Source organism: Nocardia sp. NPDC051833, assembly GCF_040681225.1.
In the GTDB taxonomy this organism is placed as follows: domain Bacteria; phylum Actinomycetota; class Actinomycetes; order Mycobacteriales; family Mycobacteriaceae; genus Nocardia.
The window spans coordinates 3917939-3944177 of record NZ_JBFAYK010000001.1 but is presented as its reverse complement, the minus strand read 5'-3'; the positions used below and the strand labels follow the sequence as shown (position 1 = coordinate 3944177).

The following is a 26239-nucleotide window of genomic DNA, read 5'->3' as shown; positions in this document are numbered from 1 at the left end:
GGCCGAATCCCGCGCGCCGCGTTTCGCGCCGGAGTGACGCAGTTCATACTACAATTAGTTGGACGTCCTAGTATTGGTCGTACTATCTGCTGCGGAGGCAGTCATGAGCGAGTCCAGCGCCCTGCATGTGCCGGTCCATCCCGTGCGATTCGTGACCTCGGCGGCCCTGTTCGACGGGCACGACGCCGCGATCAACATCATGCGGCGCATCCTGCAGGCCCAGGGCGCCGAGGTGATCCATCTCGGCCACAACCGGTCGGTGCGCGAGATCGTCGACGCGGTGCTCGAGGAGGACGTGCAGGGCGTCGCGGTCAGCTCGTATCAGGGCGGGCACATCGAATTCTTCGAGTACCTGGCCACGGCGCTGCGCGAAGCGGGCGCGGGCGACGTGCGGATCTTCGGCGGTGGCGGCGGCGTGATCGTCGCCGAGGAGATCGAGCGACTGGCGCGCGCCGGGGTGCGGATCTTCTCCCCCGAGGACGGCCAGCGCCTCGGCCTGCCCGGCATGATCAACGAACTCGTCCGGGAGTGCGACGTCGACCTGGCCGCCACCCCGCCCGACCTCGACGCCCTCTACACCGGCGACCGGAACGCCCTGGCGCGCACCATCACCTGCCTCCAGCAGGGCGCGCTGCCCGCCGCGGACCGGACCGCGATCCTGGCCGCGGCGGCCAAGCGCCGGGTGCCGGTGCTCGGCATCACCGGCACCGGCGGCTCCGGAAAGTCTTCGCTCACCGACGAATTGGTGCGCAGGCTGCGCACCGACCAGCAGGACAAGCTGCGCATCGCGGTCCTCGCGGTGGACCCGACCCGGCGCCGGGCGGGCGGCGCGCTGCTCGGCGACCGCATCCGGATGAACGCGCTCGACGGCGACCACGTGTACTTCCGTTCGCTGGCCACCCGGGGCAATCACGAACTGCCCGACGACATCGACACCATGATCGCCGCCTGCCGCGCCGCCGGCCACGATCTGGTGATCCTGGAGACCCCCGGCATCGGCCAGGGCGACGCGGGCATCGTCGACCACGTCGACGTGGCGCTGTACGTGATGACGCCGGAGTTCGGCGCGGCCTCCCAGCTCGAGAAGATCGACATGCTCGACTACGCCGACGTGGTCGCGGTCAACAAATACGAGCGCCGTGGCGCGGCGGACGCGGTCCGCGATGTCGCGCGCCAATTGATCCGCAACCGTGGCGAATTCGGCGCGCAGCCGGCCGACATGCCGGTCTACGGCACCAGCGCGGCCACCTTCGACGACGACGGCGTCACCGCCCTCTACCAGCACCTGACCGGACTCCTCGGCGCGCGCGGGCTACCGCTCGAACAGGGCGCGCTCCCCCGGGTCGACACCTTGGTCTCGACCCGGTTCGCCCAGCTGGTGCCCCCTTCCCGGGTCCGCTACCTGGCCGAGATCGCCGAGACCGTGCGCTCCTACCACGCCGACACCGCCACGGAAGTCGCTGCGGCCCAGCGGGTTCAGCGTCTGCGGCTGGTACACGAGGAACTGCCCGGCGACGCCGCCGTCGCCGACCTGCTGACCGCCGCGCGCGATGCGCTCTCCCCCGCGTCGACCGCGCTGCTGGCCGAATGGCCCACCGTCACCGCGAGTTACGCGGGCCAGGAGCAGATCGTGCGGGTCCGCGATCGCGAGATCCGCACCCCGCTGCGGCGGGAATCCCTGTCCGGCTCCAGCATTCCCCGCGTCGCCCTGCCGCGCTACACCGACGACGGTGAACTGCTGCGCTTCCTGCGCGCGGAGAACCTGCCCGGCCGATTCCCGTTCACCGCCGGGGTCTTCCCGTTCAAGCGCGACAACGAGGACCCGGCCAGGATGTTCGCCGGGGAGGGCGATCCGGCGCGGACCAACCGGCGGTTCAAGGTGCTCAGCGCGCACGCCGAGGCGACCAGGCTGTCCACCGCGTTCGACTCGGTCACCCTCTACGGCCACGATCCGGCCGAGCGCCCCGACATCTACGGCAAGGTCGGCACCTCGGGCGTCTCGGTGGCCACCATCGAGGACATGCGCACGCTGTTCGACGGTTTCGACCTGTGCGCGCCGACCACCTCGGTGTCGATGACCATCAACGGACCGGCCCCGACCATCCTCGCGTTCTTCCTCAACACCGCGATCGACCAGGCGCTGGACCGGTTCACCGAGGCCGAGGGGCGCGCGCCGACCCCGGACGAGGCGGCCGGGGTCAGGGCGCGCACGCTCGCGACCGTGCGCGGCACCGTGCAAGCCGACATCCTCAAGGAGGACCAGGGCCAGAACACCTGCCTGTTCTCCACCGAGTTCAGCTTGCGAATGATGACCGACGTGCAGGAATGGTTCGTGCGCAACGACGTGCGCAATTTCTATTCGGTGTCGATCTCCGGATATCACATCGCCGAGGCCGGGGCGAACCCGATCAGCCAGCTCGCTTTCACGCTGGCCAACGGCTTCACCTATGTGGAGACCTACCTCGCACGCGGGCTGGCGATCGACGACTTCGCGCCGAATCTGTCGTTCTTCTTCTCCAACGGCATGGACCCCGAATACACCGTGATCGGCCGGGTCGCCCGGCGGATCTGGGCGGTCGCGATGCGCGACCGGTACGGCGCGGGCGAACGCGCGCAGAAACTGAAGTATCACGTGCAGACCTCGGGGCGTTCGCTGCACGCGCAGGAAATGCAGTTCAACGACATCCGGACCACGCTGCAGGCGCTGATCGCGGTCTACGACAATTGCAACAGCCTGCACACCAATGCCTTCGACGAGGCGGTGACCACCCCCACCGAGGATTCGGTGCGGCGCGCGCTGGCCATCCAGCTCATCATCGCCAAGGAATGGGGGCTGGCGGTGAACGAGAATCCGCTCCAGGGCAGTTTCGTCGTCGACGAGCTCACCGATCTGGTCGAGGAGGCGGTGCTGCTGGAATTCGAGCGGATCAGCGAACGCGGCGGGGTGCTCGGCGCGATGGAGACCGGGTACCAGCGCGGTCGCATCCAGGACGAGTCGATGCGCTACGAGCAGCGCAAACACGACGGGTCCCTGCCGATCGTCGGGGTGAACACCTTCCGTGGGCACGACGACGAGGCCGCGCACGGGCCGCTGGAACTGGCCCGCGGCACCGAGCAGGAGCGCCGTTCCCAGCTGGACCGCCTGCATACATTCGTCGACGAGAACGCCGAACGATCCCATCGCGCGCTGGCCAGGTTGGCCGAGGTCGCCCATACCGACGGCAATATCTTCGAGGTCCTGATGGACGCCGCGCGGGTGTGCACCCTACAGCAAGTCACCGATGCTTTCTTCGCTGTCGGTGGTCAGTATCGACGGACCGTCTGAAGCGATCGCCGCGAGCACGAATCCGTACACACCCGGCGCGCGCGTGTGACAATTGCCGCCACACCAGCCAGCGGCGGCGATGGGACGTACAGCAATGGACCTGACCGACCTCGACATCATCGATGCGCACATCCATCAATGGGACCCGAGAGCGACGCCGCGCGAATTCAGCAAGCTCGCCACCCTGCTGCGCTACCTGCCGCTGCCGATCGATGTCGCGGCGAAGCTGGCGCCGCGGCGCGACCGCGAATTCGTGGGCGATCCCACCGCCTACACCGGCCCGTATCTGCCCGCCGACTATCGCGACGACCTGGGGAAAACGGCGGTCCGCGGCATCGGGCACTGCGAAGTGGAATGGACCGGCTGGAAGCCCGACGAGACCCGCTGGGTGGCCAGCCTGCCGTTCGGCGTCGACACCCCGGCCCTGACCGCCATCATCGGGGCGGCCGATCCCGCCGCCGCGGACTTCGGCGCGGTGCTCGACGCGCACCAATCGGCCTCGCCGCTGCTGCGCGGGATCAGGTCCATGGTCGCCCACCACCCCGATCCGGGCGTGAAATCGTTCGCGCCGACCGACGGCCACCTGACCTCCCCCGGCTTCCTGAACGGCTTCGGCCTGCTCGCCGAGCGCGGCCTGTCCTTCGACGCCTGGGTGTATTCGGGGCAGCTGGCCGAGGTGACCGCGCTGGCCGAGCGATTCCCCGAGGTCACGATCGTGCTCGACCACCTGGGAACGCCCGCGGGCATCGTCGGCCCGGTCGGCAAGGACACCGGGCACACCGCCGCCCAGCGCGCCACACTGTTCGACCGCTGGCGCGACGACCTCACCGACCTGGCCGCCCAGCCCAATGTGGTGACCAAGATCAGTGGCCTGATGATGCCGGTCCTCGGACACCCGGTGCCGCCGCGCGGCGTCCCGACGCCGGTGCCCACCCTGATCGACCGGATTCGCCCGATGCTCACGCACGCGCTGACGGTATTCGGCGCGAACCGGCTGATCTGGGGGTCGAACTTCCCGGTCGACAAGCCGATCACCAGCCTCACCGGCGCGGTCGAGACCGTCGCGGGCGTACTCACCGAGGCGGGGGTGGGCGCCGAGGACCTGCGGAAGGTGTTCGGCGGCAATGCGGTCCGGATCTACCGCATCGACACGGCGGCGACAGAGTGACGGCCGTGTCGGTGGCCCGGTTTAGCATCGCCGCATGAAGGCAACCGGCACGTTCGAAGTCACCGCGTTCGACCCCACCGACCTGCGGCCGCAGCCGCCCATCGACACCGGGCTGCCGGTCGGCGTCACCCTGATGACGAAGGTCTACGCCGGCGAGATCACCGGCACCTCGGCGACGCTGTTCACCGCGGCGTTCGACATGTCCACCGGCGCGGGCACCTACATCGCCATGGAGTCGTTCGAGGGTGCCCTGGCAGGCAGGTCCGGCGCGTTCAACTTCGTCCACTCCGCCACCACCGGCGGCACCGATCGCACCGACGAGTTCTTCCACATCGTCCCCGCCAGCGGCACCGGCGACCTCACCGGCATCACCGGCACCGGCGCCCTCTACGTCGACGCCACCGGCGGCCACCACATCTGGTTCGACTACGAGCTGCCCTGAGTCAGCTGTCGAATTCCTGGTACAGCGAACGTAATTCGCGCAGGCCGGTCGCCGCGGTCTGTTCGTCCTCGGTGGACATGCGCAGGGCGCGGCGCAGCGGGATCGGGTCGAGATCTTCGATGACGGCGTGGAATTCGACGCGGGGCAGTTCGGGGAGGTGCAGGTCGTCGCCGTAGGGGTCGTCGGATTCGTCGGTGCGGGCGGACTTCTCGACGCCGCCGATGAGGGTGTCGAGGTCGAGGCCGCGCAGGGTGAGGATCTCGCCGGGTTGCTCGTCGAGGCGCTCGGCGAGCAGGTAGCAGACCGCGGCGACGTGTTTGCACGGCCAGCCCATGTCCGGGCAGCTACAGGAGAAGTCGAGCTCGGACGCCGTGGTGGGCAGCAGGTGCGGGCCGAGCGCGGGCGGCAGTGCGCCGGAGGCGATCTCGGCGAGCATCCCGGGCGCCGCCCTGATCTCGGCGAGCAGCAGGTCGATTTCCTCCGCGCGCAGCGGCCGCATCGCCAGGACCGAGGTGAACGGGCTCGGCTGGCTGCCCTGCACCTCGGCGGTGACGGCACCGCGTTCGATCCGGTAGTTCACCACCTGGCCGACCCTGGCGTAGGTGCGCCCGCGCGAGAGCCTGCCCGCGTCGGCCACCTGCTCCACCGCGTCCAACAGGGAGCGGCCCCACCAGGTCCGGCCGAAACCGCCGCGCGCCGCGGCACCACCGGTGACCGGCCTGCGCGGCCCGAACTGACTGAAATCGGCCACTAGTCGCCCACCGCCTCGGCGCCGAGGGTGAACAGTTCGCGCAGTTCGTCGGTGCTCAGTTCGGTGATCCAGTTCTCGCCCGCGCCGACGGCGAGCTCGGCCAGTTGCTTCTTCCCGCTGATCATCTCGTCGATCCGCTCCTCGATGGTGTCGACGCAGACCAGCTTGCGGACCTGCACCGCGCGCTGCTGGCCGATCCGGAACGCCCGGTCGGTGGCTTGGTTCTCCACCGCCGGATTCCACCAGCGATCCAGGTGGATCACGTGATTGGCGGCGGTGAGGTTGAGCCCGGTGCCGCCCGCCTTGAGCGAGAGCAGCATCAGCGGCGGGCCGTGCTCGGTCTGGAACCCGGTCACCATCTCGTCGCGGCCCTTCTTGGACACCCCGCCGTGCAGGAACGGGATGGGGGTGCCGAAGCGCTCGGTGAGGAACGGCAGCACCAGGTCGCCGAACTCGCGGAACTGGGTGAACAGCAGGGCCTTCTCGCCGTCGGCGACGACGGCGTCGAGCACGTCCTCGACCAGGGCGAGCTTGCCGGAGCGGTGGCTGCCGCGGCGCAGGATCGGCGAGCCGTCGCCGAGGAAGTGCGCGGGGTGATTGCAGACCTGTTTGAGCCGGGTCAGCGCGCCGAGCACCGCGCCCTTGCGCGCCATGCCCTTCGCGTCCTTCAGTTTGGCCAGCATGTCGTCGACGACGGCCTGATAGAGCGCGGCCTGCTCGACGGTGAGGTTGGCCCGCACCGTCATCTCCAGCTTCTCCGGCAGGTCGCTGATGACGGCCGGATCGGTCTTGAGCCTGCGCAGCACGAACGGGTCGGTGATCAGCCGCAACCGGTCGACGGCCTGCTGATCGCGTTCGCGTTCGATCGGCACGGCGAACTTGGCCCGGAACGACTGCGGGCTGCCGAGCAGTTTCGGCATGGCGAAGTCGAACAGCGCGCGCAGTTCCTCCAGGCGGTTCTCCACGGGCGTTCCGGTGAGCGCCAGCCGGTGTCGCGCCGGCAGTGCGCGCGCCGCGCGCGACTGGCGGGTGGCGGCGTTCTTGATGTGCTGGGCCTCGTCGAGCACGATCCGCTCCCACCGCTGCTCGCTGAGCAGGGTCGCGTCGCGGGCCAGCAGGGCGTAGGTCGTCACCACCAGGTCCGCGTCGGCCACCGCCGCGGCGAAGGCCGTGCCGGTGCGCCTGCCCGGTCCGTGGTGGACGAGCACCCGCAGGTCGGGGGTGAATCGCTGGGCCTCGCGCTGCCAGTTGCCGACCACCGACATCGGGCAGACCAGCAGCGTGGGGCCGACGTCAGCGGGACCGGCGTCGACCGTGTTCGTCTCGCGTTCGTGCGCGAGCAATGCCAGTACCTGCACCGTCTTGCCCAGGCCCATGTCGTCGGCCAGGATCGCACCGCAGCTGAGCCTGCTCATCGTGGCCAGCCAGCTCAGGCCGCGTTCCTGATAGGGCCGGAGCTCGGCTTTCAGGCCCACCGGCACCGGCACCGGCTCGGGTTCGCCCTCCCTGGCGAACAACTCGGCCGCCCAGCCGACGGCGGTGACCTCGGTGACCGGCACATCGTCGACCCGTTCGGTGGCGAGTTCGCCGATCATGTCGGCCAGCGTGATCGGCGAATCGTCGGCGTGCAGCGCGACGTAGCGGGCGGCCGCGGCGAGCACCCGGTGGTCGGCCTGCACCCATTCCCCGCGCAGCTGCACGAGATCGGACTTGCTGCGGATCAGCCGTTCCATCTCGGCCTTGGTCAGCACCAGGTCGCCGAGCGCCAGTTCCCAACGGTAGGACAGCAATCCACTCAGGCCGACGGTGGGCTCGGCGGCGGCCGGACTGCTCACCCGCAGCCGCATGCTCGGTTCGGCGATGTTCCAGGCACGCGGCAGCAGCAGGCGGATGCCTGCTTCCTGCAGGGCGTGCGCGCCGTGCGCGACCAGGTCGGCGACGACCGCGGTGGGCAGCAGCAGGTCGAGCCCGCGCGGGTCGGTGGGCAGGTCGCGCAGGCGTGGATACGCCTTGCGGGCGTGGCCGAGTTTCTCCGCCGCGGTCCGGACGAGAACCGGATCATCATCGAGGACAACGGGTTTGGGCGCGTCGTCGACCGGGCGCAGGCAGACCTGCAACCGCCACAGCGCCACCGATTCGTCGACGGCGCCGAACTCGCCGTCGGGTTCGCACAGGCGCAGCACCAGTTCCGGTTCGTCGGCGGCGTAGCCCGCCCGCCACTGGTCCAGCGTCTCCGCCAGCCGGTAGGAGCCCGCCTCCAGCGGGGTGTCGCCGACCAGGGCCTGCAGCAGCGGGTGCGTGAGTGTGCGGTGCGCGAGGTATTCGCGCGCGATCGGGTCGGTGAGCTCGGTGACCAGGTCCTCGAGCACCGCCGACGGCGACCCGGCCACGCGCAACGCGGCGGGCATCGCGGCGGCCAGCTCGGCCAGCCACGCCCGCTGCCGCTGCCCGCCGACCAGCCGCCAGCGCACCCACCACTGGCCGTCGGCCCGCTCGACCTGCGGCACCACCCGGCCCGCCCGCACCCACCGCTCGACACCACGGGCGACATGCCCGAGGAAGCGCAGATCGCCGGCGATGTGCTCGCGCCCGAGCCTGCTGCGCAGCACGACGGCCGCCGTCGGCGGCGCGAGCGCGTGCGCGCGCACCTCGGCGGTACCGGACTGCCCCGCGGCATCGACGACGAGCACCTCGGCGCGATGCCGGAACCTGGCGCGTTCGAGGATGTCGCCCAGCACCGAGCCGACCGCCACCGGCTCCCCGTCGTGCCACAGCAGCAGGCCCGACCCGGGGGACCACAGACCGTGCAGCATGGGCTCCATCCAAGCAGTCGGCACCGACAACCGGCGCGGCGCCTCCTCCCCCTGGATTTCTCGCCGATCCCGGAACATACTTGGATATCCCCTGGTCACGGGCCGGACCATCCACCGGCGACAACTGCATAACGACCCAGGCGAACCGGGCTCGCTCCGGCTCGGCCGATGAACCCCCTGTAATGCGTGTGGAGGGCAGTGATGACGATTCTGCTCCAGGTTCTCGAGCAGAGCTATACCCCGACAACCCCGTGGGAACGGCGCAAATTCACTTTCATCGACACCGGAAAGATCGTCGGCATGCGCCTGGACGGCCAATCCGGTGTGTGGCTCGACCTGTCCAGACCCGGCGAATCCCAGCGTCTGGCGCACACGGTCGATCCGCGCGAGTCGATCACCTTCCTGTTGACCGTGTTCGCCAAGATCGCCGAATGCGAGGACCGTGGCGGGTCCTGGCTGGTCGGCCACGACGGCACGCACGTGTCCTCGATCGCGGCGACGCGGTTCCCACCGAATTCCAGCGAAGTCGCCGCCGACGACATCCTCGCCCGCGCCTGGCTCTAGACCCCGCGCGGGTAGTTGTCGGTGCCTCCGGCTACAACCTGCAGGTATGCGGACTCGGGCGTGGCTGCTGGTAATGGTGCTCGCGGTCGCGGGCTGTGGCGTTCTCACCCCGGATGAACCGGTCACCCCGGCACCCGGCAGTCCCACGCGTGCCGAAGTGACCGCCCTGCTCGACCAGGTGCGGGTGATCGCGGCCCGCCCGCGGCCCGGCGGTTACGAACGTGGTTGCAAGGCGGGGCAGGCGTGCGTGTTCGGCACCGCTTGGTCCGACGACACCGAGGCCCCCGGCGGCCACGACGGCTGCGATACGCGTAACAACGTCCTCGCCGCCCAGCTGCGGGAGGTGGTGCTGCGCGGTCGCTGTGTCGTCGTCGAGGGCGTCCTCAGCGATCCCTATACCGGCACCGATATCACCTTCCGCAAGTCCGACGGCGGGCGCGTCCAGATCGACCACGTCTACCCCTTGGCCGCCGCCTGGGACATGGGCGCCGCCGCCTGGCCGCCCGGACGGCGCCTGCGCTTCGCCAACGACCTGTCGGTGAACCTGCTGGCCACCGGCGCCGCCACCAACCAGTCCAAGGGTGACGACACACCGGCCGACTGGCTGCCCCCGGCCCGCGCCAACCACTGCTTCTACGCCGCCAAATACCTCACCGTCGCCGTCGACTACGCCCTCCCGATCACCGCCGCCGACAACGCCGCCCTCCACGACATCGCCCGTGCGTGCCCTTAGGACCGGGTGGTCGGCGCCGGACGAGTCGGCGTCCGCTGTGTCGGCACGCCGTCACCGAACCCGACCGCGACGCCCGGTTGGATCGCCGCGCCGGGTCAGCGCCGGCTCAGGCGCCTGTGGCGACCGGCCGCTTCGGGTCGTTGGACCACTGCGACCAGGAGCCCGGGTACAGCGTGGCCGGGATGCCCGCGACGGCGAGGGCCGCGATCTGGTGGGCGGCGGTGACGCCGGAGCCGCAGTACACCGCGACCGGGCCCTCGCCGAAGGCGGCGAAGCGGGCGCGCAGGGCGTCGGCGGTGTGGAAACGTCCGGCGGCGTCCAGGTTCTCGGCGGTCGGGGCGCTCACCGCGCCGGGGATGTGCCCGGCCTGGGGGTCGACCGGCTCCACCTCGCCGCGATAGCGTTCGCCCGCGCGGGCGTCCAGGAGCACGCCGGACCAGCCCGCCGCGGCGTCGGCGTCGATCACCGGCAGTCCGCCGGGGCGGACCACCAGGTCACCGGTCTCGGGGTCCGGCTCCGCGCCGGTGGCGAGCGCGCCGTCCGCGGCGGTCCAGGCGGGCAGGCCGCCGTCCAGGATGCGGACGTCCGCGACGCCGGCCCAGCGCAACAGCCACCAGGCCCTGGCCGCGGCCATCCCGCCGGTCGCGTCGTAGACCACCACCGGTTCGCCCTCGCCCAGTCCCCAACTGCGCGCGCACTTCTCGAAGGTGCCCGGATCGGGGAGCGGATGGCGGCCGCGCGCGGGCGCGGGCGCGGCGGCGAGCTCGGTCTCCAGGTCGACGAAGACCGCGCCGGGGATGTGCCCGTCGAGATAGTGCTGCGGGCCGTTCGGATCACCGAGCGCCCACCGCACATCGAGCAGGTGGATCTTCTTGTCCGCCAGTTCTTCCCGGAGTTCTTCCGGGGAGATCAATACCGCGCCCACTGCCACTCCTCACCACGTCGTACCCGCTGAAGCCCCCGCAGTCGCCACCCTACGCAGTGTGGCGGTGCACCGGTGCCGAACCTGCCAGCGACCTCGGCTCGGCACCGGGATCGAGCGCGCGGGGCACGAACTGGACCGGCGCGGTCTCGCCCCGATCAGGCCACTTTCCCGGTACTGGCAGGCGACAGCGGCAGCTCGGGCAGGCAGTATCGGCACAATGTCGCAGGTCACCACCACTACGCCCGATGAGGTCACCGAGCCGAGGGCGGGCATCGCGCAGCCGCTCGGCGCGGGCGCGATCACCGCGCTGGTCGGGTTCACCAGTTCGTTCGCGGTGGTGCTCAGCGGTTTGCGGGCGGTCGGCGCGAGCCCGGCGCAGGCGGCATCCGGGCTGATGATCCTGTGTTTCACGCAGGGCATCGGCATCCTGCTGCTCAGTTTCCGGTACCGGATCCCGATCACGCTGGCCTGGTCGACACCGGGTGCGGCGCTGCTGGCGAGCACCGGGCTGGTGGCGGGCGGCTGGCCCGGCGCGGTGGCGGCGTTCGCGGTGACCGGCGTGCTCGTGGTCATCACCGGGTTGTGGCAGCGGCTCGGGTCGCTGGTCGCGGCGATCCCGGTGCCGATCGCGCAGGCCATGCTCGCCGGTGTGCTCGTCCCGCTGTGCCTGGCGCCGGTGCAGGCGTTGCGCACCTCCCCCGCGGTCGTGGTCCCGGTCATCCTGGTGTGGCTGGTGCTCCAGCGGTACGCGCCGAAGTGGGCGGTGCTGGTCGCCTTCGTCACCGCGGCGGTCGGCACCGGGATCGACATCGCGGTCCGCGACCGTCACCTCGACCTCGCCGCCATGGTGCCGACGCTGGAATGGACGGCGCCGCACTGGCATTGGCAGGCGATCGTCGGCATCGCGGTGCCGCTCTACATCGTCACGATGGCCTCGCAGAACATTCCCGGTGTCGCGGTGATGCGCTCGTTCGACTACCAGGTGCCGTGGCGCGCGTCGATGCTCGTCACCGGGATCGGCACCATCGCCGGCGCCGGCGCGGGTGGCCACGCGATCAACCTCGCCGCCATCAGCGCCGCCCTGTCGGCCGCCCCCAGCGCGAGCCCCGACCCGAAACGCCGCTGGATCGCCGCCGCCACCGCGGGCGGGTCCTACCTGATCCTCGGCCTCGCGTCGGCCGCCCTGGTCACCCTGATCGCCGCGGCCCCGGCGGGCACCCTGGAAACCGTCGCAGGCCTGGCCCTGCTGGCCACCCTCGCCGCCGCCCTCACCGGCGCCCTGTCCGACCCCGACCACCGCATGCCCGGCCTGGTCACCTTCCTGGTAGCCGCCTCCGGCACCACCCTCTTCGGCATCGGCGGCGCCTTCTGGGCCCTCCTCGCCGGCCTCCTCATCCGCCGCTTCCTGCCGTCCGTCAAGTAGCTACGCGACCCGCAACGGCTGAATCGCCGCCAGTGCCTCCCCGATCGCATCTCGCTCGATCTCGAGGTCGTAGCGATTCTGCAGGTTCAGCCAGAAGAGATCGCTCGTGCCGAAGTATCGACCGAGCCGCAGGGCCGTATCGGCCGTGATCCGCCGCTTCCCGTGCACGATCTCGTTGATCCTGCGCGGTGGCACACCGATTGCCACGGCGACTCGGTGCTGGGTGATTCCGAGCGGCTCGATGAAGTCCTCCATCAGGACCTCGCCCGGATGTACCGGCGCCAGCTTGCCCATCTCGTCACCTCCTTCAGTGGTAGTCCACGATTTCCACACCCTCGGGGCCGGCATCGGTCCACACGAAGCAGATTCGCCACTGATCGTTGACCCGAATACTGTACTGCCCCTTGCGATTTCCTTTCAACGCTTCCAGACGGTTGCCCGGCGGTACGCGAAGCTCCCCCAGGGATACCACCGCATCCAGGATCGCGAGCTTCCGCAACGCCACCCGGAGTATCCGGGAGTCGAACTTCGCTACGTACTCACGACGCCACAAACGCTCGGTGTCCCGGTCTCCGAATGACCTGATCACCAGCCAAGCATAACGCATGGCGTTAATAACGACATGCGTTATCTTCCTCGCTGTGCACGCAGCGTGATCAGTTCGGGCCGGCGAGGCGGTCGAGGAGGGGGATGGTGCGGGGGCCGACGAGTTCGCGCATGACGAGGGCCATGTTGGTGCGTTCCACGCCGGGGATCTTGAGGATCTGGCCCGCGATGCGGTAGAGGTCGTCGGCGTCGCGGGCGACGATGCGGACGGTGAGGTCGGTGGAGCCGGTCATGCCGCAGACCTCGGTGACCTCGGGGACGTCGGCCAATTCGTCGACGACGGCGTCGAGCTGGTGCTGGTCGACGACCACCGCGACGAAGGCCGCCAGCGGATAGCCGAGGGCGCGGGGTTCGACGCGGCGTTCGAAGCTGCCGAGGACGCCGCCGCTGTCCCAGCGGGCCAGCCGCGCCTGGACGGTGTTGCGGGACAGGCCGAGGCGGGCGGCCAGTTCGACGCCGGTGGCCCGGGGATTGGCGACCAGCTCGCGCAGCAGCCGGGCGTCGGTGGCGTCGAGAGTCACAGCGTCGGGTTCGCGACTGGTCATACAACGCAGTATGACAGCGCGCGACGGGTCCAGACCGTGCATTCTGCGCACTGCCGTGTCGGTCGCTTGCGCAGTCGGCTTTATCGTGGATGCTGAGTGATACACATCGCACTCAGCGATTGTCGTACTTGCATCAGCCCACAAGGCGCGATGGTGAGGAGGCGATCTCGATGTCGGAGAAGCAGACCTACCCGGTCCAGTTGGTACAGCCGGACGGCAGACGGGTGTTCGATCGCGAACACGCCGCACTGGTCGCCGACATCGATGCCGAGCGGTTGCGACAGCTCTATCAGGACCTGGTCGTGACCCGCCGGATCGACGTCGAGGCCACCGCCCTGCAACGGCAGGGACAGCTCGGCCTGTGGCCACCGCTGCTCGGCCAGGAGGCCGCCCAGGTGGGCTCGGCGCACGCCCTGCACCCCGACGACTACGTGTTCTGCTCCTACCGCGAGACCGCCGTGGCCTACGTCCGCGGCGTCCCACCCGAGCAGCTGACCACGCTGTGGCGCGGCGCCGCCCACCACTGCTGGGACCCCGACGCGGTCAACATGACCAACGCCAACATCGTCGTCGGCTCGCAGGGCCTGCACGCCACCGGCTACGCCTACGCCGCCCATCTCGACGGCGCCGACATCGCCACCATCACCTATTTCGGCGACGGCGCGACCAGCCAGGGCGACATCGCCGAGGCGCTCGGCTTCGCCGCCACCTGGAGCGCGCCGGTGGTCTTCTTCTGCCAGAACAACCAGTGGGCGATCAGCGAACCGGTCGCGGTGCAGAGCCACGTGCCGCTGGTGCGCCGGGCCGACGGCTACGGCATCCCGGGCGTGCAGGTCGACGGTAACGACGTGCTGGCCGTACTGGCCGTCACCCGCCAGGCGGTGGAGCGGGCCCGCACCGGCGGCGGCCCGACCTTCATCGAGGCGATGACCTACCGGATGGGCCCGCACACCACCGCCGACGACCCGTCGCGCTACCGCACCGCCGCCGACACCGAGTACTGGGAACACCGCGACCCGATCGAACGCATCCGCCTGCTGCTCGACCGTGAGGGCCACCTCGACCCGGAGTTCGCCCGCCGGGTCGCCGACACCGCCGACGACGTCGCCCGCCGCGTGCGTACCGCGACGCTGGCGATGCCCGACCCCGACCCGGCGCGCATGTTCGACAACGTCTACGCGACCGAGCACCCCCTGATCACCGAAGAGGCACAGCAGTTCGCGGCCTACCTCGCCGAAGGAGCGCAGTCATGATCACCACCTTCGCCGCCGCCCTGAACACCGGCCTGCGCCGCGCCATGGAGGACGACGCCAAGGTGGTGCTGCTCGGCGAGGACATCGGCAGGCTCGGCGGCGTGTTCCGGGTGACCGACACCTTGCAGAAGGACTTCGGTGACAACCGCGTCATCGATACACCGCTGGCCGAATCCGGCATCGTCGGAACGGCTTTCGGCATGGCGCTGCGCGGCTACCGGCCGGTGGTGGAGATCCAGTTCGACGGTTTCGTCTATCCCGCCTTCGACCAGATCGTCTCCCAGGTCGCCAAGATCCACTACCGCACCGGCGGCAAGGTGAAGGCGCCGTTGACGATTCGCATTCCGTTCGGCGGCGGCATCGGCGCGGTGGAGCATCATTCGGAATCGCCGGAGGTGTATTTCGCGCACACGGCGGGCCTGCGAGTGGTCTCGCCGAGCACCCCGGCCGACGCGTATTCGATGATCCGCCAGGCCATCGCGCTGGACGATCCGGTGGTGTTCTTCGAACCGAAACGTCGCTATTGGGACAAATCCGACGTAGATTTCGACGGCGAACCGGATCTCCCGCTGCACAAGGCCAGAGTGTGCACGCGGGGCGCGGACGCGACCGTCCTCGCCTACGGCGGCACCGTCGCCACCGCGCTGACGGCGGCGAAGATCGCGGCCGAGGAAGGACATTCGCTGGAGGTCATCGATCTGCGCAGCCTCTCGCCGATCGATGTCGACACGATCGCCGAATCGGTCGACAAGACCGGCAGGCTGGTCATCGTGCACGAGGCGCCGGTCTTCGCCGGGCTCGGCGCCGAGATCGCGGCAAGGATCACCGAACGCTGCTTCTATCACCTGGAAGCGCCGGTGCTGCGCGTCGGAGGCTACGACATCCCCTACCCCCCGGCTAAGCTCGAAAAGCACCACCTGCCCGACCCCGACCGCATTCTGGCGGCGGTCGATCGCTGTCTAGCCGCGTGATGAAAGGTGCCTGGAGTGCCCGAACAAGCCGCCGACGACGGTCATGTTCTCGAATTCCGCCTGCCCGATCTGGGTGAGGGCCTCGCCGACGGTGACCTGGTGTCGTGGGCCGTCGCCGTCGGCGACACGGTGGAACTGAACCAGACCATCGCGGAGGTGGAGACGGCCAAGGCGGTCGTAGCGCTGCCGTCGCCGTTCTCCGGGGTCGTGGTGGAGCTGCTGGCGCAGCCGGGCGACACCGTGCCGGTCGGCGCGCCGCTGATCCGGGTACGTAACGATCTCGAGGTCACCGCGCCGCCGACCGCCGAGCAGGTCACCCGCAACGATGTCCTGGTCGGTTACGGCCCGGAGGCCGAATCCACCTCGCGCAGGCGCAAAGCCACCCCGGCGGCGGCGATGGCGGCGAGCACGCCGAGTACCCATCGCGCGGCGGCCACGCCCGCGGCCCGCAAGCTGGCCAAGGAACTGGGGATCGATCTGTGGTTCGTCGCCGGGTCGGGGCCGGAGGGCGCGGTCACCGTGGAAGACGTGCGCTCGGCCGTTCCGGTGACGGCACCGCGCGCACCCGCGCGCACCGGTGAGGTCACCCCCGCGCCGGTCAACGGGCACTCCGGCGACGCCGACGGCGGGCTGATCGAGCCAACCGCGCGCGAGGAACGCACCCCGATCACCGGCGTCCGCAAGCGCACCGCCGCCGCGATGCAGGCCAGTTCCCGCACGATCCCGCAGGCCAGCACCTTCGTCACCGTCGACTGCACGGCCTCGATGGAACTGCTCGACCACCTGCGCACGACCAAATCCTTCGAGGGCCTCACCCTCACCCCGCTGGCCCTGGTGGCCAAGGCGGTGCTGGCGGCGATCGCGGAGTACCCGGGGATCAACGCCGCCTGGGACGAACAGAACCAGGAGATCGTCACCAAGCACTACGTGAACCTGGGCATCGCGGTGGCGGCCGAGCGCGGCCTGCTGGTGCCCAATCTCAAGGAGGCGCAGTCGCTGAGCCTGCGCGAGCTGTGCCGGGAGATCGGCTGGTCGGCCGAGACCGCCAGGTCGGGCAACGCCACGCCCGCCGATCTGCGCGGCGGCACCTTCACCATCACCAATGTCGGGGTGTTCGGTGTCGACAGCGGCGTGCCGCTGGTGAATCCGGGCGAGGCCGCGATCCTGTGCCTCGGTTCGATCCGCAAGCGGCCGTGGGTGTTCCGCGACGAACTGGCCGTGCGCTGGGTCACCACGCTGGGCCTGAGCTTCGATCACCGGATGGTCGACGGCGAGCTCGGCGCCCGCTTCCTCGCGACCACCGCCGGCTTCCTCGAGGACCCGTTGACGCTGCTCAGCCGCGTCTGAGCGATATACCCGACCCGTCACACCGCCGAAACACGACGCCCATCGGCGGTAAAAATGGCGGGCTACAAACGGGGGCATGAGCGAGTTACATCCCGTCGACACCCGGCTGCCGTTCGCGCGGCAGCTGGTGTTCGGCATCCAGCACGTCTTGATCATGTACACGGGATGTATCACCGTGCCGCTGGTGTTCGGCGCGGCGGCGGGCCTCGACCGGTCGACCATCGGACTGCTGATCAGCGCCGACCTGCTGGTCGCCGGGATCATCACGCTGGTGCAGAGCCTCGGCGTCGGCAAGCTGGCAGGCGCGCGCCTGCCGATCGTGTGCGGCGCGACCTTCGTCGGCCTGAACCCGATGATCCTCATCGCCAAGGAGTACGGACTCGACGCCGTGTACGGGTCGATGCTGATCGGCGGTGTCGTCGGCATCGCGCTGGCCTGGCCGTTCGCCCGGGTGGTTCGGTTCTTCCCGCCGCTGGTCACCGGGACCGTGCTGACGGTGGTCGGGGTGTCGCTGATCGGGGTCGCCGGGGGCCTGATCATCGGCACCGACCCGAAGTCGCCGAGTTTCGCCGCGCCGTCGAACATCGGGCTGGCCGCGGTCGTCGTGCTGATCGCGGTCGGTTTCGTCTGCCTCGGGCGCGGGGTGTGGTCGCAGCTCGGCGTGCTCATCGCGCTGGTCGCCGGGATCGCGATCGCCATCCCGATGGGCCTGGTGACGACGAAGGGCATCGGCACCGCCGACTGGATCGGCATCCCGCAGCCGTTCCACTTCGGCGCGCCACAGTTCCCGGTGACCGCCGTGGTGGCGATGAGCATCGTGATGGCCGTGGTGTTCGCCGAGTCCACCGCCAGCATGCTCGCGATCAGCGAGATCACCGGCAAGCCGATCGGCAAGGGCGATCTGGCCCGCGGCCTGGTCGGCGACGGCCTCTCGGGCGTGCTCGGTGGCGTCTTCACCGCGTTCGTCGACACGATCTTCAACCAGAACGTCGGCGCGGTGGCGGCGACGCGGATCTACAGCCGGTACGTGACCGCGGTGAGTGGCGCGATCCTGGTGGTGCTCGGGCTGGTGCCACGGATCGGTGAGGTCGTCGCGGCGATCCCGAAGCCGGTGGTCGGCGGGGTCGGGCTGGTGCTGTTCGCGACGGTCGCGGTGGTCGGGGTCAACACGCTGCGCCAGGCCGATCTGCTCGACCGGGTGAACGCGACCATCGCGGCCACCGCGATCGGCATCGGCCTGCTGCCCGAGCTGACCAGCGGCATGTTCACCAAGTTCCCGACCTCGGCGCAGATCCTGCTCGACAGCGGGGTCACGCTGGGCGCGGGTGCCGCGTTCCTGCTGAACCTGATCTTCAATCACACCCGCCTCGGCACCATGGCCCGCGCCGCGATCGCCCCGGCCGCACCGGTGCCACCGCAGCCTGCCGCGGTCACCGGCTGACACCGGGCGCGACACCACGACTCGGCCTATTCTCGACGCAGCGGCATCGCGTCGGGAACGGGCCGAATTCGTCAGGTGGGCACCATGATCGAGATCAGCATCGTCGAGACCTCGGCCGCGCGAGCCGATGCGCTGCGCCCCGCGTGGCGGCCCGATCTGGTGCCGGGCGTCGCCACGGCCGTGCTGCTGCGGGCGATCGCGAAGGGGACCGCGTATCAGCTCGTCTCAGTCGGCGTCGTCGGTGTGGACAACACCACGCCCCTGTTCACGGCGCCGGTCACGGCCGCGACCGGCAGCTACGGGGTGGCCGCCCAGTACACCGCCGAGACGCAGGCGACCGATCCGGGCATCGTCTTCGTCAACGCCTTCGACCTGCCCGTGGCCCGGATCGACGAGTTCATCGGGCACTGGCACACCCGCGCCGGGCTGATGTCGCGCGCGCCCGGATTCCGGGACAACCGCCTGCACCGGGCCATCGACCCCGGTGTCCGCTTCCCGCTGATCAATATCGCGCACTGGGACGGCGAGCAGGCCTGGCACGCCGCGGGCGCGAACCCCGAGTTCCAGCAGCGGTTGTCGACCGCGCCCGGCTACGCCGTCGCCCATCCCGCGCTGTACACCGTGGTGGCGGAATTTCCCGCCGGACGGTGACGAGCGCCCGCTAGGGTGCGGACATGGAGATCGCAGGCAAGGTCGGCATCGTCACCGGCGCGGGCGGCGGCATCGGCGCCGCGCTCGCGCATCGGCTCGTCGCGGGTGGCGCGCGGGTCGTCGTCGCCGACATCGACGCGGATACCGCGGCGAAGGTCGCGGGTGAGCTGGGCGCGAACGCGGTCGCGGTCGGCGGTGACGTGGCCGACGAGCGGGTGATCGCCGAGCTCATCGCGACCGCGGAACGCGCGTTCGGTCCGGTCGACCTCTATTTCGCGAACGCGGGCATCGGCGGCGGACCGGGTCTGGAGAGCACCGAGGCGCAGTGGGCCGCGGCGCTCGAGGTGAACGTGCTGGCGCATGTGCGCGCCGCGCGGCTGCTGGTCCCCGGCTGGGTCGAACGCGGCGGCGGGTACTTCGTCTCCACCGCGTCGGCGGCCGGCCTGCTCACCCAGATCGGCTCGGCGCCCTACTCGGTGACCAAGCACGCGGCCGTCGGCTTCGCGGAATGGCTCTCGGTCACCTACGGCGACCAGGGCGTCCGGGTGAGCTGTCTGTGCCCGATGGGCGTGGACACCCGGCTGCTCAGCGGCGATCTGATCCCCGACGCGCCGGAGGCGGCCGCGCTGGCGATCAAGGCCGTGACGACGGCGGGCGCGGTGCTCTCGACCGAGGAGGTCGCCGAGACCGTCGTCGAGGCGATGGCCGCCGAGCACTTCCTGATCCTGCCGCACCAGGAGGTGCTGCAGATGTACCGCAACAAGGGCTCCGACTACGACCGGTGGATTTCCGGCATGCGCCGGTTCCAGGCGATGCTGCGCGGGTGAGCCCGGAGATCGATCGGAACAAATTCATCCGAGGTAGCCGCGCGATCGCTCGATCCCTGCCACGATGGTCCTAGCCGCCGGTCACGATCCGTTGACCGGCGCAGATCTACGCGGAGATCCGGCGATGGCAACACTGGTGTACTTCAAGAAGGTTCGCGACGAAACCACGCAGGTCGAGTACCATTTCGGCCCCAGCCGCGACCAGCTCGATTCCTCGCTCGTGATCGATAAGACCACCTTCTCGGCGCTACCCGGCCCGCCCGGCTACAGCCCGGCGGGCCAGATCATCCTGCGCGCCCGCCGCGCCAGCGAATGGCCGGAGGTCGGCGTCATCGCCTCCTGAGCGCCGCTACTCGGTGACGAGCTCGGCCGCGGCGGTCCGCACAACCTCGGGGATCGCCACCGGTTTGCGGGTGTCGGCGTCGACGTAGACGTGCACGAAATCGCCCGTCGCGGCGAGCTCGAGCCCGGCCTCGGTCTCCTTGAAGATCGCCAGGTCGTAGGTGATGCTCGAGGTGCCGAGGCGGGCGATGCGCAGCCCGACCTGCAACTGGTCGGGAAAGCTCACCGAGCCGTGGAACCGGCACGCGGTCTGGGCGACGACGCCGAGCGCGGGCAGCGCGGTGATGTCCATGCCGGTGGCGCGCATCAGCCAGGCGTTCACCGCGGTGTCGAAGTAGGAGTAGTAGGTCACGTTGTTCACGTGGCCGTACTGGTCGTTGTCGGCCCACCGGGTCGGCATCGGCCACAGGACGGGATAGCTCACGCTGCCATCATGCAGCATGGGCCTGCTCACGCCGAAGACGACAGCGCGGCCACGTTCCCCTGCCGATGGTCGCGCGGGCTCACCCCGAAGTGCCGCTTGAACGCGGTGCTGAGCGCGAAGGCGCTGCCATAGCCGACCTGGTGGGCGATGGCCTCGACCGTCGCGTCGGACTCGGCCAGCAGGTCGGCGGCCAGCGACAGCCGCCATTCGGTCAGGAACGTCATCGGTGGCTCGCCGACCAGTTCGGTGAACCGGCGGGCCAGCGCGGCCCTCGACATGCCGACCGCCTCGGCCAGCGCGACCACCGTCCACGGGTGGGCCGGATTGTGCTGGAGCAGGCGCAGGGCCTTGCCGACCAGCGGATCGCTGTAGGCGTGATACCAGGCGGGGGCGTCGTCGCGGGCGAACCAGGCGCGCAGGGCGGCGATCAGGACCAGGTCGAGCAGACGGTCCAGCACGGCGGTCTGCGCGGGCAGGTCCTTGGTGGCCTCGTCGACGAGCAGATCGAGCAGGCGGGTGTCGAGATCACCGCGCGGCAGCACCGCGACCTGCGGCAGCGCCCGCAGCAGCCGCCTGCTCACCGCGCCGGCGGACTCGTAGGTGCCGGTGACCATCAGGGTCTCGCCGTCGGAGTCGGTGCCCCACTGCCGGACACCGAGACTCAGTGTCTCGCACAGGATCTCACCATCGGGGGTGGTGGTGACCTGGCCCGGCTGGATGATGATCTGCGGGTCGGTCGCCGGATCGTCGGCCACCGTATACGGCTGCGGCCCACGGAATATCGCGACATCTCCCGCGCCGAGCTGCCGTGGTGGCTGGGAATCGGTACTGACCCAGGCCTTTCCACGGATCATCGCGAGCACCGTCAACGGCGCCTCGTCCTGGATCCGCAGTGACCACGGCGGGTTCAGCAGCGAGCACATCAGGAACGCGCCGCGCGCCCGCGGCCCTTCGAGCAGTCCGGCCAACGCATCCACATCGTCCACAGTAGACGACCGCGCATGTTCGCGAGCGGCACGACGATGTTGCCCGAGGCCGCAGGACGATGTACTTATCTCATGACAAACACCGCTTCCCACCAGCAGCTTTTCCTCGTCACCGGCGGCACCGGCAAGACCGGCAGCCGCGTCGCGGCGCTCCTCGAGGCCGCGGGCCACCCGGTCCGGCTCGGCTCGCGGTCCGCCGATATCCCGTTCGACTGGACCGATCGGGCCACCTGGGCCCCAGCCCTCGCCGGTGTCGATTCCGTCTACCTGTCCTACCAGCCGGATCTCGCCGTCCCCGGCGCGCCGGATGTCATCCGCGCGTTCACCGCGGCCGCCACGGCGGCGGGCGTGAAAACGGTGGTCCTGCTGTCGGGCCGCGGCGAGCCCGAGGCGCGCGAATGCGAAGAGATCGTGGAGAATTCGGGCCTGGCCTGGACCGTGGTGCGCTGCGCCTTCTTCGCGGAGAACTTCAGCGAGGGCGCGTTCCTCCCCGACGTCCTCGCCGGCGCGGTCGCGCTGCCCAACGGCGATGTGCCCGAACCGTTCGCGCACGCCGACGACATCGCCGAGGTCGCCGTGGCCGCGCTCACCGATCCCCGGCACGCGGGCGAGATCTACGAGATCACCGGTGCGCGGGCGCTGACCTTCGCCGAGGCCGTCGGCGAGATCGCCGCCGCCAGTGGCCGCGAGATCGCCTTCATTCCGGCCACGCGCGCGGAATTCGTTGCGGCACTGAGCGAGTACCAGGTCCCCGACGACGTGATCAGCCTGCTCGACTACCTGTTCGGCACCATCCTCGACGGCCGCAACACCCCGACCGCCGACGGCGTGCAGCGCGCCCTGGGCCGGGCGCCCCGCGATTTCAGCGAGTACGCCAAGGAAACGGCCGCCACCGGGATCTGGACGCCCCAGGAGTGAGCCGGGCGCCCGATCACCACGCGCCGACCGCTCGCGGCGCGTGGTGATCTCGGTCCGCCCGCGTCCGGCATCGGGCGCGGGTACCGTCGAATCGGTGACTCCGGCGACGATCGACCGCGAACTCCGGCTGGCCAGGGCCGCGGTGTTCGGCGTTTTCACGCTGAACGGTTTCCTGCTGGCCATGTGGGTGGTCCACATTCCGGCGATCACCGACCGGACCGGAGTGTCGTCCTCGCTGCTCGGGATGTTCGTGCTGCTGCTGGCGGGGGCCGCGATCGTGGGGATGCGGCTCGCGGGCCCGGCGGCCGACCGGTTCGGCAGCCGCACCCTGGTCGCGGTCGCCGCGACCGCCATCTCGGTGACGGTGCTCGGTCCCGCGCTGGCGACCGGCCCGGTGAGCCTGGCGATCGCGCTGGCCTGTTTCGGGCTCGGCAACGGCGCGCTGGACGTCTCGATGAACACCCAGGCGGTGCACGTCGAACGGGCCTATCACCGGCCGATCATGTCGGCGTTCCACGCCATGTTCTCCGGCGGCGGGTTCGCGGGCGCGCTGGTCGGGGCCGCCACCCAGCGCCTCGGCTGGTCACCGCAGCTGACGCTGACCATCGCGGGGATCGCGGGACTCGCCGTCACCGCGGCGCTTGTGCCACACCTGATTCCGCACCACCGGTCGGATCCGGGCTCACGGCCGGAGCACTACGACTCCGACCGCGCGCATGACGCGGACCCGGCCGACCCTGCGCACCCGACCGAATCGGTGACCCGCGACGGGCACCCGGACATAACCTCGCCCGTGCGCGCCGAACCGGCAGGCACCGACGCCACCCGATCGACGATCACGCCGACGGGCCAGGCACCCGAGCCGACGCGGCACGCCACCGCGCGCAGCCGAAAAGTGCTCTCCCTCGGTGTGATCGCCTTCGTGCTGCTGCTCGCCGAGGGCGTCGCGGCCGACTGGAGTGCCCTCCAGGCCCGCGAGCACCTGGCCGTGTCCGAGTCCGACGCCGCGCTCGCGTTCGGCGCCTTCTCCGCGACCATGACCCTGGGCCGGTTCCTGGCCGACCGGGTGAGCGGGGCGATCGGCCCGGTCGCCATCCTGCGCTACGGCAGCCTGCTGGCCGCGGCCGGCTTCGCGGTGGTCATCGCCTCGCCGTGGTTGCCGCTGACCCTGGCGGGCTGGGCGATGTGCGGTTTCGGACTCGCCGGCGGCGTGCCCCAGATCTTCACCGCCGCAGGCAATCTCGGTGGCACCACCGCCGCAACCGACATGTCGCGGGTCTTCACCATCGGTTACCTCGGACTGCTCGCCGGACCCGCCGTGATCGGCTGGCTGACCGCGCTCGTCCCGCTCACCGCGGCGCTGGCGGTGCCGCTCGTGCTCACCCTGGCCTGCGCCGCGCGGGCCGAGGTCGTCAGTCGGTGAAGGTGATCCGGACCGACATCGGCGTGCTCTGCAATGCGCGGAAGGTCGCCGCCGTCAGCCCGGCGAAGACCGGGTTCGGCGCGAAGCTGCGCGCCCGCGCGACCACATCGTCGGCCGGGCGCAACTCCGCGACCCCGGTGCGCCACCGACTTCCCTGCCGGACACGGACTTTCGGTTCGGCACCGATATTGGCCGCCCAGCCCGACCTGGTGCCGTGCTGGCTGATCACCCACGCGCCGGTGTCGTCGAACGACACCGACACCGGGACCACCCTGGCCTGGCCGGACTTGCGGCCGGTCGTCTCCAGGTCGGTCGCGAACGAGGTGCGGATACCGATCCGGCCCAGCGCGCGGACCGTCGGATTGGCGAGATAGCGCCCGACCGCGCGTTCGAATTGGAACTTACGCAGGGCCGGGTCCTTCGATGGCTGGGTCACGGTCGAACTCCTTCTGCTCCGGAACGCGTCGACACCGTGGTGTTTCAGCATGGCCGCCGCCGTGAGCCACGGCGTGCGGTCGGGATCGGGGTCGGCGCCCGCGCCGAGCCGATGCAGCTGGTCGGTGTGCCACTGCAGGTCGAGGGCGCCTTCGAGACTCTTGACATTGGGCAGCGTCGCCACCCGCGCCGGCAGACCGAGCGAGATGCTCGGCGAGTGCAGGCGCTCGGTGCGCTGGTGCAGGATCTCGGCGGCCGCGCCGGGATGGACCGCGCTGGGCCGCCCGAGGCCGACCACATCGCACTCCCCCGACTCGACCGCGTCGAGCATGGCGAGGCGGGACCGGAACCCGCCGGTGACGGCCAGCGGCACCGAGCCCGCGGCCGCCCGCACCGACCGCGCGTACTCGAGGAAGTACGCCTCGCGCGCCACGGTGCTCGCCGAGCGGGCCACCGGCCTGCCCATCATGGCGGGCGATTCGTAACTGCCGCCGCTGATCTCGATCAGGTCGAGCCGTTCGGCCGCGAGGCGCCGCACCACCGCGCGCGACTCGTCCTCGGTGAAGCCACCGCGCTGGAAGTCGGCGGAGTTGAGCTTGATCGCGACCGCGAAGGTCGGCGACACCTCGGCCCTGATCGCGCGGACCACCTCCAGCACGAACCGCGAGCGCCGCTCGGGATCGCCGCCCCAGCGATCATCGCGCTGATTGGCCAGCGGCGAGAGGAACTGCGAGACGAGATAGCCGTGCGCGCCGTGGATCTGCACGCCGTCGAAGCCGGCCCGCTCCGCGATCCGCGCGGTGGTGGCGAAGCGGTGCACGATGTCGACGATCTCGGCGTCGGTGAGCGCGCGCGGCGCGGGAATGCCGGGCAGGCCGAGACCGATCGCCGACGGCGCCACCGGCTGCGCCGCAGTCATCAGCGGATTCGCCTGGCGGCCGGGGTGATTGATCTGCATCCAGACCCGGGCGCCCGCCCCGGTCGTATGGGCCGACCAGCGGCGCAGGTCGTCGAGGTGGCGCTCGTCCTCGACGACGACATTGCCCGGTTCGCCGAGGTGCCTGCGGTCGACCATGACATTGCCGGTGACCACCAGGCCGAAGCCGCCGGTGCCCCACCGGCGGTAGAGCCGGTCGAGACGTTCGTCCGGCCCGGCCTCCGGATTGCCGAGGCCCTCGCTCAGCGCGGCCTTCATCAGCCGGTTGCCGAGTACCTGGCCGCAGGGCAGGGCGAGCGGGTCGCTCAGGGCTGTCATCGTCGGTTCCTCCACGGATCGCGCCCACTACACCGATCGGTGTACTTGCTCGAACGGTAGTACACCGATCGGTATACTTCAATCGAACCGACCGAAAGGACGTCGAATGGCCGCACGCGACGGACTCGTGCAGAGCGCGATCGATCTGGTCCGCCGCAACGGCGTGACCGGGACCGGCGTCGCGCAGCTGCTCGACCACAGCGGGCTCTCCCGCCGGACGATCTACCTGAACTTCCCGGGCGGCAAATCCGAGCTGATCACCGAGGCCACCCGGGTCGCCGGGCGGGCGATGACCACGCTCATCGAGACGTTCAGCGCGAACGCGAAACCGGAGACGACCATCGCCTCCTTCGCCGACGCGTGGAAACACGTCGTGGAGTCCAGCGACTTCCTGGCAGGCTGCCCGGTCGTCGCCGCGGCGCTGGGCCGCTCGGAATCCCCGTCGGCGGCCGACGCCGCGGGCGAGGCCTTCACGGACTGGGAGCAGGCCCTGGCGACCCGGCTGCGCGCGGAGAACATCGCCCCCGACACCGCCCGATCGCTGGCGACGACCGTCATCGCCACGATCGAGGGCGCGGTGGTGATGTCACTGGCCAAGCACAGCACCGAGCCGCTCGACCGCGTCGGCGCCCACCTCACCGAACTGATCAGGGCGCATATCCCGGCGTAGC

General features: G+C 70.4%; 25 protein-coding genes. 16 read left to right on the top strand and 9 right to left on the bottom strand.

Annotated features, from left to right (window positions below):
• Positions 1-103 precede the first annotated feature (103 nt).
• From icmF to AB0L91_RS17795, 3 genes are all read left to right on the top strand, one after another.
• The gene (icmF, locus tag AB0L91_RS17805; protein ID WP_365011090.1) at positions 104-3325 is read left to right on the top strand and encodes a fused isobutyryl-CoA mutase/GTPase IcmF; all 3222 of its coding nucleotides are present in this window, start codon (positions 104-106) and stop codon (positions 3323-3325) included.
• Between the two features lie 94 nt (positions 3326-3419).
• Positions 3420-4493: an amidohydrolase family protein gene (locus AB0L91_RS17800; protein WP_365011089.1), complete on the top strand. Its 1074-nt coding sequence runs from the start codon at positions 3420-3422 to the stop codon at positions 4491-4493.
• 34 nt (positions 4494-4527) lie between these two features.
• Positions 4528-4935 carry a DUF3224 domain-containing protein gene (locus AB0L91_RS17795; RefSeq protein WP_365011087.1) on the top strand — a complete coding sequence of 136 codons (408 nt, stop codon included), beginning with the start codon at positions 4528-4530 and terminating at the stop codon, positions 4933-4935.
• Position 4936: 1 nt separating this feature from the next.
• On the opposite strand, the gene AB0L91_RS17790 is transcribed toward AB0L91_RS17795, so the two are convergent.
• Both AB0L91_RS17790 and AB0L91_RS17785 read right to left on the bottom strand, forming a co-directional pair.
• The gene (locus AB0L91_RS17790; RefSeq protein ID WP_357349517.1) at positions 4937-5686 is read right to left on the bottom strand and encodes an SWIM zinc finger family protein; all 750 of its coding nucleotides are present in this window, start codon (positions 5684-5686) and stop codon (positions 4937-4939) included.
• Positions 5686-8499 carry a DEAD/DEAH box helicase gene (locus AB0L91_RS17785; RefSeq protein ID WP_365011086.1) on the bottom strand — a complete coding sequence of 938 codons (2814 nt, stop codon included), beginning with the start codon at positions 8497-8499 and terminating at the stop codon, positions 5686-5688. The genes AB0L91_RS17790 and AB0L91_RS17785 overlap by 1 nt, the downstream gene beginning before the upstream one ends.
• Before the next feature lie 201 nt (positions 8500-8700).
• Between AB0L91_RS17785 and AB0L91_RS17780 the strand changes: the two genes are divergently transcribed.
• Positions 8701-9063, top strand: coding sequence for a hypothetical protein (locus AB0L91_RS17780; protein WP_355283490.1), 363 nt, complete (start codon positions 8701-8703; stop codon positions 9061-9063).
• Between the two features lie 46 nt (positions 9064-9109).
• Complete coding sequence (locus tag AB0L91_RS17775; protein WP_365011084.1) at positions 9110-9796, top strand: HNH endonuclease family protein; 687 nt, start codon at positions 9110-9112, stop codon at positions 9794-9796.
• A gap of 106 nt (positions 9797-9902) precedes the next feature.
• Here AB0L91_RS17775 and AB0L91_RS17770 read toward each other — a convergent pair whose 3' ends face one another.
• The gene (locus tag AB0L91_RS17770; protein ID WP_365011338.1) at positions 9903-10709 is read right to left on the bottom strand and encodes a sulfurtransferase; all 807 of its coding nucleotides are present in this window, start codon (positions 10707-10709) and stop codon (positions 9903-9905) included.
• 229 nt (positions 10710-10938) lie between these two features.
• Here AB0L91_RS17770 and AB0L91_RS17765 point away from each other — a divergent pair, with 229 nt between their 5' ends.
• Positions 10939-12144 carry a benzoate/H(+) symporter BenE family transporter gene (locus AB0L91_RS17765; RefSeq protein WP_365011083.1) on the top strand — a complete coding sequence of 402 codons (1206 nt, stop codon included), beginning with the start codon at positions 10939-10941 and terminating at the stop codon, positions 12142-12144.
• On the opposite strand, the gene AB0L91_RS17760 is transcribed toward AB0L91_RS17765, so the two are convergent.
• The 3 genes from AB0L91_RS17760 to AB0L91_RS17750 all read right to left on the bottom strand — a co-directional run bounded on the left by AB0L91_RS17760 (position 12145) and on the right by AB0L91_RS17750 (position 13295).
• Positions 12145-12438 carry a HigA family addiction module antitoxin gene (locus AB0L91_RS17760; protein WP_365011081.1) on the bottom strand — a complete coding sequence of 98 codons (294 nt, stop codon included), beginning with the start codon at positions 12436-12438 and terminating at the stop codon, positions 12145-12147.
• Between the two features lie 13 nt (positions 12439-12451).
• Positions 12452-12733 (bottom strand): type II toxin-antitoxin system RelE/ParE family toxin, encoded by a 282-nt coding sequence (locus AB0L91_RS17755; protein WP_365011079.1) that lies wholly within the window; start codon positions 12731-12733, stop codon positions 12452-12454.
• 67 nt (positions 12734-12800) lie between these two features.
• Complete coding sequence (locus tag AB0L91_RS17750) at positions 12801-13295, bottom strand: Lrp/AsnC family transcriptional regulator (protein ID WP_357349531.1); 495 nt, start codon at positions 13293-13295, stop codon at positions 12801-12803.
• 170 nt (positions 13296-13465) lie between these two features.
• On the opposite strand from AB0L91_RS17750, the gene pdhA reads away from it, so the two are divergent.
• The 7 genes from pdhA (at position 13466) to AB0L91_RS17715 (ending at position 20128) form a co-directional block, all read left to right on the top strand.
• Complete coding sequence (pdhA, locus tag AB0L91_RS17745) at positions 13466-14548, top strand: pyruvate dehydrogenase (acetyl-transferring) E1 component subunit alpha (RefSeq protein WP_365011078.1); 1083 nt, start codon at positions 13466-13468, stop codon at positions 14546-14548.
• Entirely contained in the window at positions 14545-15519 is a 975-nt protein-coding gene (locus tag AB0L91_RS17740; RefSeq protein ID WP_365011076.1) for an alpha-ketoacid dehydrogenase subunit beta, read from the top strand. Before pdhA ends, AB0L91_RS17740 begins: the two co-directional genes overlap by 4 nt.
• Positions 15520-15534: 15 nt before the next feature.
• On the top strand, positions 15535-16866 hold the full coding sequence (locus tag AB0L91_RS17735) for a dihydrolipoamide acetyltransferase family protein (RefSeq protein ID WP_365011074.1): 1332 nt from the start codon (positions 15535-15537) through the stop codon (positions 16864-16866).
• 76 nt (positions 16867-16942) lie between these two features.
• A complete protein-coding gene (locus AB0L91_RS17730; RefSeq protein WP_355283457.1) occupies positions 16943-18307 on the top strand; it encodes a nucleobase:cation symporter-2 family protein in 1365 nt (454 codons plus the stop codon).
• 84 nt (positions 18308-18391) lie between these two features.
• Positions 18392-18958 (top strand): antibiotic biosynthesis monooxygenase, encoded by a 567-nt coding sequence (locus tag AB0L91_RS17725; RefSeq protein WP_365011072.1) that lies wholly within the window; start codon positions 18392-18394, stop codon positions 18956-18958.
• A gap of 23 nt (positions 18959-18981) precedes the next feature.
• Positions 18982-19785 (top strand): SDR family oxidoreductase, encoded by an 804-nt coding sequence (locus AB0L91_RS17720; protein ID WP_365011071.1) that lies wholly within the window; start codon positions 18982-18984, stop codon positions 19783-19785.
• A gap of 124 nt (positions 19786-19909) precedes the next feature.
• Positions 19910-20128, top strand: a complete 219-nt coding sequence (locus AB0L91_RS17715) for a hypothetical protein (protein WP_355283449.1) — start codon at positions 19910-19912, stop codon at positions 20126-20128.
• 6 nt (positions 20129-20134) lie between these two features.
• Here AB0L91_RS17715 and AB0L91_RS17710 read toward each other — a convergent pair whose 3' ends face one another.
• On the bottom strand, positions 20135-20527 hold the full coding sequence (locus AB0L91_RS17710) for a thioesterase family protein (protein WP_365011336.1): 393 nt from the start codon (positions 20525-20527) through the stop codon (positions 20135-20137).
• A gap of 50 nt (positions 20528-20577) precedes the next feature.
• The gene (locus AB0L91_RS17705; protein ID WP_355283446.1) at positions 20578-21528 is read right to left on the bottom strand and encodes an AraC family transcriptional regulator; all 951 of its coding nucleotides are present in this window, start codon (positions 21526-21528) and stop codon (positions 20578-20580) included.
• 81 nt (positions 21529-21609) lie between these two features.
• Here AB0L91_RS17705 and AB0L91_RS17700 point away from each other — a divergent pair, with 81 nt between their 5' ends.
• Complete coding sequence (locus tag AB0L91_RS17700; RefSeq protein ID WP_365011070.1) at positions 21610-22455, top strand: NAD(P)H-binding protein; 846 nt, start codon at positions 21610-21612, stop codon at positions 22453-22455.
• The gene (locus AB0L91_RS17695; protein WP_365011334.1) at positions 22397-23878 is read left to right on the top strand and encodes an MFS transporter; all 1482 of its coding nucleotides are present in this window, start codon (positions 22397-22399) and stop codon (positions 23876-23878) included. The genes AB0L91_RS17700 and AB0L91_RS17695 overlap by 59 nt, the downstream gene beginning before the upstream one ends.
• Here AB0L91_RS17695 and AB0L91_RS17690 read toward each other — a convergent pair.
• Positions 23868-25568 (bottom strand): nitroreductase family deazaflavin-dependent oxidoreductase, encoded by a 1701-nt coding sequence (locus AB0L91_RS17690; RefSeq protein WP_365011069.1) that lies wholly within the window; start codon positions 25566-25568, stop codon positions 23868-23870. The two genes, AB0L91_RS17695 and AB0L91_RS17690, sit on opposite strands and share 11 nt — an antisense overlap.
• 106 nt (positions 25569-25674) lie before the next feature.
• Here AB0L91_RS17690 and AB0L91_RS17685 point away from each other — a divergent pair, with 106 nt between their 5' ends.
• A complete protein-coding gene (locus AB0L91_RS17685; protein ID WP_365011067.1) occupies positions 25675-26238 on the top strand; it encodes a TetR/AcrR family transcriptional regulator in 564 nt (187 codons plus the stop codon).
• Position 26239: the final 1 nt, after the last annotated feature.

Excerpts from the sequence above, each read along its gene's own strand:
- AB0L91_RS17780 (WP_355283490.1), top strand. The coding sequence starts at position 8,701 with ATGACGATTCTGCTCCAGGTTCTCGAGCAGAGCTATACCCCGACAACC.
- AB0L91_RS17775 (WP_365011084.1), top strand. The coding sequence starts at position 9,110 with ATGCGGACTCGGGCGTGGCTGCTGGTAATGGTGCTCGCGGTCGCGGGC.
- icmF (WP_365011090.1), top strand. The coding sequence starts at position 104 with ATGAGCGAGTCCAGCGCCCTGCATGTGCCGGTCCATCCCGTGCGATTC.
- AB0L91_RS17750 (WP_357349531.1), bottom strand. The coding sequence starts at position 13,295 with ATGACCAGTCGCGAACCCGACGCTGTGACTCTCGACGCCACCGACGCC.
- AB0L91_RS17725 (WP_365011072.1), top strand. The coding sequence starts at position 18,392 with ATGATCGAGATCAGCATCGTCGAGACCTCGGCCGCGCGAGCCGATGCG.
- AB0L91_RS17690 (WP_365011069.1), bottom strand. The coding sequence starts at position 25,568 with ATGACAGCCCTGAGCGACCCGCTCGCCCTGCCCTGCGGCCAGGTACTC.
- AB0L91_RS17715 (WP_355283449.1), top strand. The coding sequence starts at position 19,910 with ATGGCAACACTGGTGTACTTCAAGAAGGTTCGCGACGAAACCACGCAG.
- AB0L91_RS17795 (WP_365011087.1), top strand. The coding sequence starts at position 4,528 with ATGAAGGCAACCGGCACGTTCGAAGTCACCGCGTTCGACCCCACCGAC.
- AB0L91_RS17685 (WP_365011067.1), top strand. The coding sequence starts at position 25,675 with ATGGCCGCACGCGACGGACTCGTGCAGAGCGCGATCGATCTGGTCCGC.
- AB0L91_RS17740 (WP_365011076.1), top strand. The coding sequence starts at position 14,545 with ATGATCACCACCTTCGCCGCCGCCCTGAACACCGGCCTGCGCCGCGCC.
- AB0L91_RS17720 (WP_365011071.1), top strand. The coding sequence starts at position 18,982 with ATGGAGATCGCAGGCAAGGTCGGCATCGTCACCGGCGCGGGCGGCGGC.
- AB0L91_RS17710 (WP_365011336.1), bottom strand. The coding sequence starts at position 20,527 with ATGCCGACCCGGTGGGCCGACAACGACCAGTACGGCCACGTGAACAAC.
- AB0L91_RS17700 (WP_365011070.1), top strand. The coding sequence starts at position 21,610 with ATGACAAACACCGCTTCCCACCAGCAGCTTTTCCTCGTCACCGGCGGC.
- AB0L91_RS17730 (WP_355283457.1), top strand. The coding sequence starts at position 16,943 with ATGAGCGAGTTACATCCCGTCGACACCCGGCTGCCGTTCGCGCGGCAG.
- pdhA (WP_365011078.1), top strand. The coding sequence starts at position 13,466 with ATGTCGGAGAAGCAGACCTACCCGGTCCAGTTGGTACAGCCGGACGGC.
- AB0L91_RS17760 (WP_365011081.1), bottom strand. The coding sequence starts at position 12,438 with ATGGGCAAGCTGGCGCCGGTACATCCGGGCGAGGTCCTGATGGAGGAC.
- AB0L91_RS17765 (WP_365011083.1), top strand. The coding sequence starts at position 10,939 with ATGTCGCAGGTCACCACCACTACGCCCGATGAGGTCACCGAGCCGAGG.
- AB0L91_RS17785 (WP_365011086.1), bottom strand. The coding sequence starts at position 8,499 with ATGCTGCACGGTCTGTGGTCCCCCGGGTCGGGCCTGCTGCTGTGGCAC.
- AB0L91_RS17800 (WP_365011089.1), top strand. The coding sequence starts at position 3,420 with ATGGACCTGACCGACCTCGACATCATCGATGCGCACATCCATCAATGG.